Genomic DNA, 13,099 nt, shown 5'->3' with positions numbered 1-13,099 from the left:
GGTTATTTTCTCACTAATTGCAGCTCAAGCGGTGTTGCTGCATTGAATGATATTAAATTAAGACCCGATTTAGTTAGGCGATTAAAGCGCGCGCTAAATGCTTGCTCAGCATTTTTAGCAAAGCGTTCTCTAAAGCTGTTATCCATTAATGGTAGGGCAAAGTCTTGACCATTTGCATTAACCGTAACGGCTTGCTTAAACGCAGGTAACTGATGCTCAAACGGATCGCTTATGTGGCAACCAATCAGCTCGCAGTGGCGGCTTAATATTTCAAGTTGCTTAAAGCTCGCATCATCCAGAGCATTAAAATCAGACACTAAATACACTAAGCTGCCTGGTTTTGCTAAATGGTTAAGGCGCTTTAGGTTATCGCTAAAGTTGTTAGTGGCTGTTTTATCAATATTGTTAAGCGCTTGCTGGTGGTTGTCGCATAAATTATGACAAAGCTTAAGCACGGCTTTTTCACGGGCGCTGGGTTTTAGCTCTAAATGCGAGTGCTGATTAAACACAATACCGCCAATTCTATCGCCGCGCTGACACGCCGACCATGCAACAAGAGCGCTTATATGCGCAGCTTGCACCGACTTTAACAGTAACTTTGAGCCAAACAGCATTGAGTTAGAAAAATCAGTAAATACAAACACAGGGCGCTCTTTTTCTTCTTGAAAGAGCTTTGTGTGAGTCTCGCCGGTACGCGCAGTAACTCGCCAATCAATAGAGCGAATATCGTCACCTTGCTGATAATGTCGCACTTCGGCAAATTCCATTCCTCGGCCTTTGTGCGGTGCAAGGTATTGTCCTGTTAAGGTATTTTTTATTTTTACCTTAGGGGCAAGTTCAAGCAATTGCGCTTTGGCTTTGTAATACATCAGCTCTTTGAGTGCTAAATTAACACCGTGGCTATGGCTCTGTTTGAGCCATGCTTGGGTTTCTAATTGTTTTTGCATAACTTATGGTACGGCTACAAGTTCAACTATACGGCTTATTACTTGATCTTTAGTAATGCCATCGGCTTGGGCTTCGTAACTTAAAATAATGCGATGACGCAGTACGTTATGCACAACAGCTTGAATGTCATCAGGTGCTACAAAGTCACGGCCTTGAAGCCATGCATGAGCACGAGCACATTTATCAAGTGCTATTGTTGCACGCGGGCTCGCACCAAACTCAATCCAGCTACCTAGTTGCGCATCTAATTTAGCGCCTTCACGGGTAGCAATAATAAGTTGTACTAAATATTGCTCAAGCGGCTCTGCTAAATAAAGGCCTAATATTTCTTTACGAGCTGCAAATAAGTCGCTTTGACTAATTTTTTGCATTACTGGTTGTTGTTCATTAAGCGCTTCGCCGCGTGTTAAACGCAGTATATCAAGCTCATGCTCTGCGCCAGGGTAGCCAATACTTAGGTGCAGTAAAAAGCGATCCAGCTGGGCTTCTGGTAACGGGTAAGTCCCTTCTTGCTCTAGCGGGTTTTGCGTTGCCATAACTAAAAACAGTTCGCTAAGCGGATAGGTATTTTTACCCACGGTTACTTGGCGCTCTGCCATGGCTTCTAATAGTGCTGATTGTACTTTGGCTGGTGCGCGGTTAATTTCGTCAGCTAAAATTAGGTTGTGAAAAAGAGGGCCTTTTTCAAATACAAACTCGCTAGTTTGTTGGCGGTAAATATCGGTACCTGTTACATCAGCTGGTAATAAATCTGGCGTAAACTGTACGCGCTGAAATGAGCCTTCAATGCCTTTAGCAAGTGCATTAACTGCACGTGTTTTTGCAAGCCCAGGAGGGCCTTCTACTAATAAGTGACCATCAGCTAAAATAGCAATAAGTAGCGCTTGTGTAAGCTCTGGCTGGCCAATGATTTGTGTATCTAAGTACGTTTTTAATTGTGAAAATGCGTTAGCTGCCATAATAAGTGGACTGTCCTCGTCAGCTGGGTTTGTACCTAATAGTGTTAGGTGATAAATACTGACCTATTTATAAGGTTTATAATTGGGTAACTCAAGAGTTAGACTGTATTTTTTAAAATAGTTCGTTATTTTTTAACGATTTTTAGCGTACCACAAAACTTTGTAAATGCGTCTAAAAAAGCCTATTGTGATAGTCGTAATTAAACACTGTTTATATAAATTTGTGTTTATCTATTGGCTTTAGGGCACGGGTTGTTTAGAATCGAGGAAAACAAACAGGTCAGACCTGTCAGCGGGAGAGCATAAATGTCTGAGCAAAACATACTAAAAACACCAAAGGGCGACCGTATTGCCATAGTTAGCGGCTTACGTACACCTTTTGCAAAACAAGCAACAGCGTTTCACCATGTACCAGCACTTGATATGGGTAAATTGGTGGTTAACGAAATGCTTGAACGATTAAATTTCAATAAGTCAGAAATTGATCAACTTGTATTTGGTCAAGTAGTACAAATGCCAGAAGCGCCAAATATTGCACGTGAAATTGTATTGGGCACAGGTATGCCAGTATCGGTTGATGCATATTCTGTATCGCGCGCATGTGCTACCAGCTTTCAGGCTATTGCTAATGTAGCTGAGTCTATTATGGCGGGATCTGTAAGTGTAGGTATTGCAGGCGGCGCAGATTCGTCATCAGTACTACCAATTGGTGTTAGTAAAAAGCTAGCAGGCAGCTTAGTTGATTTAAATAAAGCGCGTACGCTTGGTCAACGCTTAAAAATATTTTCAAAACTGCGCTTAAAAGATTTATTACCAGTGCCTCCTGCAGTAGCAGAGTACTCAACAGGCCTTTCAATGGGGCAAACTGCTGAGCAAATGGCTAAAACACATAATATTAGCCGTGAAGATCAAGATGCATTAGCGCATCGTTCTCACTCACTTGCAACGCAAGCATGGGCTGATGGTAAGTTAAAAGATGAAGTAATGACGGCGCATTTACCGCCATATAAAAGCTTTATTTCAGAAGACAACAACATTCGTAAAAACTCAACGGTTGAAGGCTACGCCAAGCTTAAACCTGTTTTTGACCGTCAGCACGGTACTGTTACCGCTGCAAATGCAACACCATTAACTGATGGTGCAGCGGCCGTACTTATGATGAGCGAAAGCAAAGCAAAAGCACTGGGTTACGAAATACTAGGTTACGTACGTAGCTTTGCATTTTCGGCAATTGGCGTAGAAAAAGACATGTTAATGGGCCCAGCTCATTCAACGCCTATTGCACTAGATAGAGCGGGTATTACGCTTGCTGATTTAGATTTAATTGAAATGCACGAAGCGTTTGCATCGCAAACACTTGCCAATATGAAAATGTTTGCCTCAGACAAATTTGCACAAGAGCATTTAGGTCGCAGCAAAGCAATTGGCGAAATTAACATGGATAAGTTTAACGTTAACGGCGGCTCTTTAGCATATGGTCACCCATTTGCAGCAACAGGTGCACGCTTAATTACGCAAAGCTTACACGAGCTTAAACGTCGTGGTGGCGGTTTGGCATTAACAACAGCGTGTGCTGCTGGTGGTTTAGGTGCAGCCTTTGTATTGGAGAGCGCGTAATGACTGATTCAGTATTTAATTTAGCGGTAGATGAAAACAAAATTGCCGTAGTAACGATTGATGTGCCAGGGGAGAAAATGAATACCCTGCGCAGTAGTTTTGCCGATGACTTAAAAGCATTATTAGAAGACGCTAAGTCGCAAAATGTAAAAGGCATGGTATTTATAAGCGGAAAAAGCGATAACTTTATCGCGGGCGCCGATGTAAAAATGCTCGATAGCGTTCAAAAGCGTGATGATGCTTTAGCTATTAGCGAACTATGCCATCAAGCATTTTTTGATATGACAAAACTGCCATACACAACAGTAAGCGCGATTCATGGCGCTGCATTAGGTGGTGGTTTAGAGTTTGCTTTAGCGTGTGACTACCGTGTTGGTACCGACAGCGATTTAACAAAAATTGGCTTACCAGAAGTGCAACTTGGTTTACTACCAGGTGGCGGCGGTACGCAGCGCTTAACTAAAATTGTTGGTATTCAAAAAGCACTTGAGTGGATGCTAACAGGTAAACAAATTCGCCCTAAGCAAGCTAAAAAAGCAGGCGTGCTTGATGACTGTGTACCACACAGTGTGCTGCTAAAAGTTGCAAAAGAATTTGCGACTAAGAAAAAGCCACAAGTAAAAGAGCCAAAGCTCGACAATATTAGTAAATTATTAGAGTCAAACCCGTTTGGTCGTAACTTTATCTTTAAAAAAGCCAAAGAAAACGTACTTAAAAAAACGGGCGGGCACTACCCAGCACCACTCGCTATTATTAAAGCTGTGCGTGCTAGTGTAGAGCTTGATGAGCTAAAAGCGTATAAAACAGAAGCTGAAAGCTTTGCAACACTTGTAATGAGTGACGAATCGAAAGCGCTTCGCGGTATTTTCTTTGCAACCACTGAAATGAAAAAAGAGTGGCGCAATGATGACGCCCCCGCAATTAGCAAAACTGCTGTTTTAGGTGGTGGACTAATGGGCGCAGGAATTGCGCACGTAAGTGCTGTTAAAGCTAAAGTACCGGTACGTATTAAAGATGTAGCAGAGCAGGGCATTAGTAATGCAATGAGCTACACCTACAAAATTTTAGACAAGCGCCTTAAGCGCCGTATTATGTCTAAAGCTGATATGCAGTTAACAATGAACCGTATTACAGGTACAACAGACTACAGTGGCTTTAAACACATTGATTTAGTAATAGAAGCGGTGTTTGAAGATCTTGCGCTTAAGCAAGGTATGGTTGCCGACGTAGAGCAGCAATGCCAAGAAAATACAATTTTTGCTAGTAACACGTCATCATTACCAATTTCGCAAATTGCAGCGCAGGCAGCACGTCCTGAAAATGTAATTGGCTTACATTACTTTTCACCAGTAGAAAAAATGCCATTAGTGGAAATTATTCCACACGAAGGTACATCTAAAGAGACCATTGCTCGCGTTGTTAACTTTGCACGTAAGCAAGGTAAAACGCCAATTGTTGTAAAAGACATGGCCGGTTTTTACGTAAACCGTATTTTAGCGCCTTACTTAAATGAAGCTGCTAACTTAATGCTTGCGGGTGAGCCAATTGAAAAGATTGATGCAGCCCTAGTTGAGTTTGGCTTTCCGGTAGGACCGCTGGCTCTACTTGATGAAGTAGGGATTGATATTGGCTCTAAAATTGCTCCAATTCTTGAAAAAGAATTAGGTGAGCGTTTTAAAGGCCCTGATGCATTTATGCGTATGATTGATTCAAAACGCCTTGGCCGTAAGTCGGGTCGTGGTTTTTATGAATACGACAAAAAAGGCAAAAAGGTTGATGAGTCAGTTTACGAACTATTGGGTGTTACCCCAGCTCCACGTTTAAACAAAAGCGAAATTGCTAAGCGATGTGTATCAAAAATGCTTAACGAAGCAGTACGCTGTTTAGATGATGGCATTATTGCAAGCCCACGTGATGGCGACATTGGTGCAATATTTGGTATTGGTTTCCCACCATTTTTAGGTGGCCCGTTTAGCTATATGGATAAATTAGGCGCAAGTAAAATAAGCTTTGATATGTCTACATTGGCTAACAGCGATGCTAATTTTGCTCCATGTGAGTCACTGGTAACAATGGCAAGCTCTGGTACTACTTTTTATAATGCAGCAACTGTTGAGGTTGTAGCTCCTGAAGTACAAAGTACTGAGCCACAAGAGCAAAGTGTCACTGAGCCTGAAGTTACTAAAGAGATTGAAACAAAAGAATAAAGTTTCTACTGTTTATAAAAACCGCATTTAGATGCGGTTTTTTTATGATTTTTAATATTTAAATGAGGAGCTTAATGACATTATTTACACAAAGATTGAGCATGTACCAAATAGAAGAGTCTGATTGGCCTCTTTTTCTAGCGCTTCATCGCGATCCTCAAGTCCTTAAGTATTGTTTTGATATGCCAATGGAGTCACTGATAAGAAACCGCTTTGAGGTACGCTTACCTAAGTGGAATACTAAATCGCGCCATCCACTGTGCTTACTCATTATTAATAATAAGACAAAACAACCAGTGGGTGTTACAGGCTTTGCCTATGACGGAGAAACCGCAGAGCTTGGTTATTTATTATTGCCAGAGTATTTTAATAAAGGCTACGCGACAGAGTCGTTAAGAGCTGTGATTGATTGGGCTTGGAAAGAATGTGGTATTAGGCAGTTTAAAGCAGTCGTAACGCGTGGCAATATTGGTTCTGAAAAGGTGCTTAGTAAGTGCGGCTTAACCCATACCGATACACTTTTTAAAGTGCATACAATAGGCGAAAAGTTATACGACGATTTAATTTATACGCTTAAGGTGTAAGGTTTTAATGGGCTAGTAGCCTAGCCCAAAAAGTGCTACAAGTGAAGTGCGATAGCTTTGCGGTCTTTTTCTGGCATGTTTTCTACGACTAAATTAAATGAGTTATCAATCATTCTCTCAATTTCACTTTGTGCAATTGTGCCGTCTAAAATTACTGTGTTCCATAAGCGTTTATTCATATGGTAACCAGGGATCACTGCCGGGAAAGTATCACGCAATGATATTGCTTCATCAGGATCGCACTTTAAGTTAAGCCACCAAATAACCTCACCATCATCATTAGTTTGACCGTCATTGCCAATAGCAAGAGTCGCAAACATTTTATGATTCACTTTATATACATCAACCTCTTGCGCAAATGGTTTTGTAACCTGAACAAGTGGTTTTTTAACTAAATACTCATGTACTTTTTTCTGGTCCATGATCCATTCCTTGAAGTCATACTCGGTAAAGCTACCATAGCAGTTTTTTTCACATTTGATTATATGTATTTTAGTATAAATTAAAATTTTACAAGCTAATACAACATGTAGCGTAAAACCAACGTAATTTTAGTTGAACAAAATCCAGTTCGTGGTATGTTTCTGCCAATCAAAAAAATAATAGGAATTCACACATGCCAAAGGCGAGTGATGTTAAAAAAGGTACTGCTATTGACTTCAATGGCCGCGTTTTAGTTGTAAAAGATATTGTGCGCTCTGTGCCGCAAGGTCGTGCTGGTGGTAGTTTATACCGTATGCGTTTATACGATGTGGTAACCGGTGGTAAAGTTGACGAAACATTCAAAGACAGTGACATGCTAACGCTGGCTGATTTAACACGCCGTGAAGTAATGCTATCGTACATTGATGGAGACGAGTATGTGTTCATGGATAATGAAGATTACACGCCTTACAACTTAAACAAAGATGCTATTAGCGAAGAAATTTTATTTGTTAATGAAGAAACGCAAGGCGTACACGTCATTGTTATTGATGGCGCGCCAGTAGGACTTGATTTACCGTCAAGTGTTGAACTTGTTGTTGAAGAAACAGACCCATCTATCAAAGGTGCATCTGCAAGTGCTCGTTCAAAACCTGCACGTATGTCTACTGGCTTAAATATTTCTGTGCCAGAGCATATTTCAACAGGTGACCGTATCCGTATTAATACTGTTGAACACAAATTTATGGGTCGTGCTGAAAAGTAACTTGTAAATTATAATTTTAAAAGCCGAATCTGTATTTAACAGCTTCGGCTTTTTTGCGCGCGGGGATTTGTTGCTTTAAATTTAATCACGTTAGCGTTAGAATAAGCGCCGTATTTTTGAGCAACTTTAAGGGGTAGCTTTGTTTATAGTTTTACTAAGCAGTGCATTTATAGCTTTAATGTATTTAGAAACCATTAAAAAAGGCATGCCAATTAAACGATGGCTGATTTTAGGCGGTTTACTTGGACCTGTAGCCTGGTGCTTGTTTAATCTACATTATCGTCGTGCTTTAGTTAGAAATGTAGGAATAAATGCGTGTATATGGCGCCCTTAATTTATCGATGCCACATTTTTATTTTTTCTAATTAAGCTTGGGGCCGCTTTAGTTTGTTGCTGCTTTAAAAATTCAGTAAATTCACTTTTTGATAGTGGCTTAGAATAGTAATAACCTTGTACTGTTTCGCAATTAAGCTTTTTGAGTATATCAATTTGATGGGCTTGTTCTACACCTTCAGCCACTACATGTAAATCAAGGTTATGCGCAATAGTGACTATTGAGTCGACCATATTACGGCCACGTTCGTTGGTCATGTCATCTATAAATGCTTTATCTACTTTAAGTGTATTAAGCGGAAATTGCTTTAAATACGCTAATGATGAATAACCAGTACCAAAATCATCCATTGCTAAATGAATACCTCGGGCACTTAACGAACGCATAATTGCAATGGCTTCTTTAGGGTCATCCATTACAGTACCTTCTGTTATTTCAAGCTCTAAAAAGTAAGAAGGTAATTCATTTTTTTGCAAAATAACGTCAATACGAGAGGTTAAATCGGGGAGGCTAAATTGCTTTGCTGATAAGTTGACAGCTACTCGGCCGCTAAATAAACCGTTATCTAGCCATTCTTTTACGTCTCTGCAGGCTTTGTTTAATACCACCTCACCAATTTCAATTATTTGGCCCGTTTCCTCGGCTATAGGTATAAAAACTCCCGGACTAATAATGCCTTTTTTGGGTGTAATAAAGCGCACTAATGCTTCCATTCCGGTTAGCTTGCCTGTGCGAATATTCATTTTTGGTTGGTAGTACACTTCAAAATGGTCTTCTTTTAAACCAAAGCGCATGAGGTTTTCAATTTGCAGTCGTTTAACGGCTTGACGGTTCATCGTGTCGTTAAAAAATAAGTAGCTGTTACCTTTCTTTTTAGCATGATACATCGCGGTATCTGCATTTTTTAAAAGCAGTTCAGGTGTATTACCGTCTTCTGGGAATAATACAATACCTACACTTGAGGTGATTGCCAGTTCGTGGCCTGCCATTTTAAATGGTGTAGCAATGGCTGCTAAAAACTGTTTAGCCATGCGTGTAATTACATGTATGTCGTTAGTGTCAGACATTACCAGAGCAAACTCATCGCCGCCTAAACGATAAAACACATCATTTTCGCGGGTTAGTTTATTTAAGCGCATTGCTAGTTTAGCTAATAAGCTGTCACCTAGCTGATGTCCTAACGAGTCATTTATTTTTTTAAAGTTATCTAAATCGAATACAAGCAAGGCGTGATGCGAATTGAGTTTTACTAGTTTATGCAAATCAGTAAAAAATAAATTTCGGTTAGGCAGACTGGTTGTGCGATCTCGATTCGATAAGTTATGTAATTGCGATTCTGCTTTTTTACGCTCTGTTAAATCTGAATATACAACGACATAATTAGTTATTTGATTTTGATCGTTTTTAATTTCATCTATGGATATTTCTATCGGTAATAAAATACGCTCACTATTACGAAGCTTCACTTCTTGTTGAATATGTTCGCGCTCTTTTACTATTTCAATAATTCTGTTTGTGTAGCTTGGCTCATACCCAGATAGGCTAAAATCTTTTCCTAAGTATTGTTCGCGTACGCCACCAAACAAGGTTAAAAAGCTAGGGTTTATATCAACTAGTTTAAAGTTTTTATCGTAAATTGCTAAGGCGTCAGTAAGCGACTCAACACATTTTGCAAAAAGGTTTAAGCGCTCTTCAGTTGATTTTAACTGTGATATATCGCGAACGGTACCTGTCATTCTAAGGGGGGATAAGTTGGCGTCTTTTTCAATTATTTTTCCGCGATCGAGCACCCAGTGCCAACGACCAAAAGTATCTTTGATTCGGTAGGTGGCTTCAAAAAAAGCAGACTGCTCTGCAAAGTGCACTTTTAGCAAGTGCTCAACGTTATTAATATCGTGAGGATGGATAAGGCCTTTATTTGGTGGAAACCCCATTAACGTAGTTGAGTCCATTAAATACTTATCGTTAATACGAATAACTTCGCCTGTTTTTATGTTCCAGTCCCAAAGTGTATCGCCGCTACCTTCTACAGTACTTTTAAGGCGTTTTTCCGAAAGTCGAAGTTGGCGGCGTGAACGTCTAAGTTTATGGATTACAAATAACAGGTACGGCAAAGCAAGCGCTATAATGGCGCTTGCTAGTATAAGTATATTGTCTGAGTTGTAATTAAGTGATGACTCAAAGGCAAAAAGCTCAAATGAGTAAGCAAGTACTACAAGCATGCTTAGTTTTATTATTGTTTTTATCATTTTTTGATTACTTCTAATTTACAAATGATAATTTAAAACAAGCTAAACCTAGAGTCAAAGAGATTGAGAGTAAACGGGCATATTTTGAGATTTACTGACTTTCGCCGAGCTTAAAAGCTCATATCTTGGTCTATTATCATCAAATAGGCTTAGTGCATAAACTTTTACTTCTCTTAGTGTTAGTGCGTTTAGGGCATCTAAAAGTCGCTGCTGCATATGAAATTCGTGATCTCTGTTACCAATAGCAAGCCATAACCGTTGTGAGCGCAGGCGCAAGTTTTTATCTTTTTCTGCAATATGAGTACTAAGGCCATGTTTTTGCTGTTGCCAATCGTTTTCATCAAGTGCATCAATGTTATCAAGATATTTTTTAATAAAGCTGTTATGACGATGCAATAATGTTTTTGCATCAAACTTAGGTGACTGCACATAAAATGCTATTCCAGCACGAGTATTAAAAGGTGCATAACCTGCGCCAACTAAATAACCTAGCTGTTGTGTTGTTCGTAACTCGTTAAAGTAATCTTGATTAATTAAATGATTTAACGCCATCATTTTTACTTTTTCGGCCACGCAATCCGTTTGCGCCTGATAGTAAACTACCATGGCATGGTCGCTACAAGGAAGTTCTAACTCGTAGCGAGTTACTTTTTTAATTTCAAAAAGAGGGCGTCTTAAATCTTCAATTATGGCTGCGTTTTTTAGGTGTTCGGCGACCTTTTTTTGAAAGGCTAATGCATCACTTTGCTGCCAGTTACCATGTAAAAATGATTCAACATGTAGTGCTTTAAAAAAGTCTGTTCTGAACTCATTAAATTGCTGAAAACAGGTGTTTTTTAATGCCGATGCAAGCTCCCCAGGTTGAGGGTTCCAAGGCATTATTTTTGCGCCTAAAATACTAAACAACTCACTGACTGGTTTGTTTTGGTTGCTATTGCGCCAATGCCTTACAAGTTGTTTTTTATATTCAGCAAAGCGTTTTGCACAAATTTCTACATTAAATAAAGCATCTATTAATTGATCAACAAGCTCTAACTGGCTAGATGAAAGCCCAGCGGTATGTAGAGTTAACCCACCTTGATGCGAGGTTAAGTGGTAGCTAAGACCTGCAAGTTCTGCAGGATAAAATTGCTCGCCCACGCTATCCATAAATAAATCTGTAAATAAGCGGGTGAGTGCCATATGTTTTACATCTTTTACGGCAAAATCAGAATCCATGGCCAAATAAAAATGACCTTTAGCAACACGAAATGTGTTGTCTTGTTTAAACCAAAAGTCAAAACCGGGTTCTTTTACTAATAACTCGGGTTTCGTTTGTGGTTTTATGACATCAAATAACACCACTTCTTTTGTTAAATAAGGATTAGCGGTAGGCAGCAGCATTTCGCTCAGCGGTTTATTTATCTCGCTAAGTGCATCAAGCCAACTAGGTGAAATATGTTCTACTTTATATGGTGTGTTGTACCATGCGGTTTTATGTTCAGGCTCTACATCTGGATGTATAAGTACGATGCGCATATTATGTGGCGTTAACCACTGCATGGCCATTTCGTGGGTCGCTTTTTTAAAGCCTTCCATTAAATAGTCGCCTTGCACGTAGTTTGCTTCATCGTAATGCTGCATATTAATGCTTAAATTACTGACCCAATCAATCAAGCGTGACTTTTCTTGGTTATCAAATGCTATTTGTAATAGATTTTTTTTATCTTGATATAAACGCGGCAATTTTTCGGTGTTATCGTTAATTAAGCAAATGTATTCAAACACCATTTCAATAATGTCTTCGAAGTATTCAATACCTTCATCGGTAAGCGCTAAGCTAATATTAAAATCTTTAAAGTTGCTGCCATTAATACCACCGCCAGCAGAAAGCGCGTTTATCCAGCCTTGCTCTTTTAAAATAGAATAAAGAGAACCCGCGCCTTCATAGCCAAGTAAATGGGCAATAAAACTCACTGTTTTGTGGCGATAAAAGTCGTCAATATTAGGCATAGCAAAACTTATGATAAGTTTTTGCATATGCTTATGCGGCTCAATATGAAGTATTTTTCCTATGTCTTGTTTGCGATAAAGTGGCTCACTGATCTCTGGCTTTTTGAGGTTTTTATTACCCTTAATTGCGCCAAAGTAAGTTTGTGCCCAGCTTTGTAGTGTGTCTAATGTTTCGTTTGCGCAAATAACTAAAGTCATCCACTGAGCTTGGTACTGACTATTAAAAAAGTCGCGAAGCTCATCACTAATACAGCGCTCTCTGTCAGCTAAGGTTTGTAGGTTTCCTACAGAAAATTTAGCAAATGGATGAGCTGGATTTACCGTTTCTTTGTGGGCTTGATAAATACGGCGACCATCGTCTTTTATTTTTAGTTTAAACTCGGCTTCAATTGCGTTGCGTTCTTTTTCTGTTTCGGCTGAATTTAAAAGTGGCGCAATAAAAAAACGGCTAAATTGGGTAAGCGCCTGTTCAAATTCTTGGTTATTAATATCAAAAAAGTAACAGGTATGCTCAGTGCCAGTCCACGCATTAGTGTTCCCGCCAGCTTGTGAAACAAAATTATTAAAACTGCCTGAATCTGGGTATTGGTCTGTGCCTAAAAAAAGCATGTGCTCTAAAAAGTGTGCTAGGCCTTGCCTATCAAGAGGATCGTCAAAATGCCCGGCGTTAACTGCCATTGATGCTGCCGCTTTTGTAGAATCTTTATCTTGCACTAATAGTACTTTTAGACCATTGTCCAGTGTAAAGGCGCGGTATGCTCTGTTATCATTGCGGCTGATATTCAAATGATGCTCCTGAAACTAAACGTTTACTTGTTAACAACAGATGATGGCTTCAGGAAAGCGAAATACAGCTTAAAGATTTACCTGAATCTCATGAAATAATTATTTAGAAATAAATAGATTTATGTTGTTAATATAGCTGACAAATGGGCAAACTGGCTAGGGCGTGTTGATCTTTGTGGTATGAAAAACAAACAGCATGAAGATAAGGTATAATTGAATTCGCCAGAAAACTTT

At 39.5% G+C, this 13,099-nt stretch carries 10 protein-coding genes; 5 read left to right on the top strand and 5 right to left on the bottom strand.

Features of this window, described 5'->3' with window-relative positions:
- Positions 1-2: 2 nt before the first annotated feature.
- A complete protein-coding gene (locus tag I6E69_RS17995; protein WP_004335626.1) occupies positions 3-947 on the bottom strand; it encodes a DUF58 domain-containing protein in 945 nt (314 codons plus the stop codon).
- A gap of 3 nt (positions 948-950) precedes the next feature.
- Positions 951-1,907, bottom strand: a complete 957-nt coding sequence (locus I6E69_RS17990; protein WP_004335627.1) for a MoxR family ATPase — start codon at positions 1,905-1,907, stop codon at positions 951-953.
- A gap of 306 nt (positions 1,908-2,213) precedes the next feature.
- Between I6E69_RS17990 and fadI the strand changes: the two genes are divergently transcribed.
- From fadI to I6E69_RS17975, 3 genes are all read left to right on the top strand, one after another.
- The gene (fadI, locus tag I6E69_RS17985; protein ID WP_004335629.1) at positions 2,214-3,524 is read left to right on the top strand and encodes an acetyl-CoA C-acyltransferase FadI; all 1,311 of its coding nucleotides are present in this window, start codon (positions 2,214-2,216) and stop codon (positions 3,522-3,524) included.
- On the top strand, positions 3,524-5,731 hold the full coding sequence (gene fadJ, locus I6E69_RS17980) for a fatty acid oxidation complex subunit alpha FadJ (protein ID WP_197121809.1): 2,208 nt from the start codon (positions 3,524-3,526) through the stop codon (positions 5,729-5,731). Before fadI ends, fadJ begins: the two co-directional genes overlap by 1 nt.
- 74 nt (positions 5,732-5,805) lie before the next feature.
- Positions 5,806-6,315: a GNAT family N-acetyltransferase gene (locus I6E69_RS17975; RefSeq protein WP_182671282.1), complete on the top strand. Its 510-nt coding sequence runs from the start codon at positions 5,806-5,808 to the stop codon at positions 6,313-6,315.
- Positions 6,316-6,350: 35 nt separating this feature from the next.
- On the opposite strand, the gene I6E69_RS17970 is transcribed toward I6E69_RS17975, so the two are convergent.
- Positions 6,351-6,737: an MmcQ/YjbR family DNA-binding protein gene (locus I6E69_RS17970; protein WP_024596739.1), complete on the bottom strand. Its 387-nt coding sequence runs from the start codon at positions 6,735-6,737 to the stop codon at positions 6,351-6,353.
- 194 nt (positions 6,738-6,931) lie between these two features.
- On the opposite strand from I6E69_RS17970, the gene yeiP reads away from it, so the two are divergent.
- Complete coding sequence (gene yeiP / locus I6E69_RS17965; protein ID WP_002962153.1) at positions 6,932-7,504, top strand: elongation factor P-like protein YeiP; 573 nt, start codon at positions 6,932-6,934, stop codon at positions 7,502-7,504.
- Between the two features lie 139 nt (positions 7,505-7,643).
- Positions 7,644-7,838, top strand: a complete 195-nt coding sequence (locus tag I6E69_RS17960; RefSeq protein ID WP_024604473.1) for a hypothetical protein — start codon at positions 7,644-7,646, stop codon at positions 7,836-7,838.
- On the opposite strand, the gene I6E69_RS17955 is transcribed toward I6E69_RS17960, so the two are convergent.
- Both I6E69_RS17955 and I6E69_RS17950 read right to left on the bottom strand, forming a co-directional pair.
- Complete coding sequence (locus I6E69_RS17955; protein ID WP_182671286.1) at positions 7,835-10,087, bottom strand: EAL domain-containing protein; 2,253 nt, start codon at positions 10,085-10,087, stop codon at positions 7,835-7,837. The genes I6E69_RS17960 and I6E69_RS17955 overlap by 4 nt on opposite strands.
- Positions 10,088-10,141: 54 nt before the next feature.
- Positions 10,142-12,865 carry an insulinase family protein gene (locus tag I6E69_RS17950; protein ID WP_197121807.1) on the bottom strand — a complete coding sequence of 908 codons (2,724 nt, stop codon included), beginning with the start codon at positions 12,863-12,865 and terminating at the stop codon, positions 10,142-10,144.
- Between the last annotated feature and the right edge of the window lie 234 nt (positions 12,866-13,099).

The sequence above is a fragment of the Pseudoalteromonas sp. NZS100 genome, from assembly GCF_015864815.1.
GTDB classification, from domain to species: Bacteria; Pseudomonadota; Gammaproteobacteria; order Enterobacterales; family Alteromonadaceae; genus Pseudoalteromonas; species Pseudoalteromonas distincta.
The sequence above is the reverse complement of the archived record's forward strand: the minus strand, read 5'-3'. Positions and strand labels throughout refer to the sequence as shown.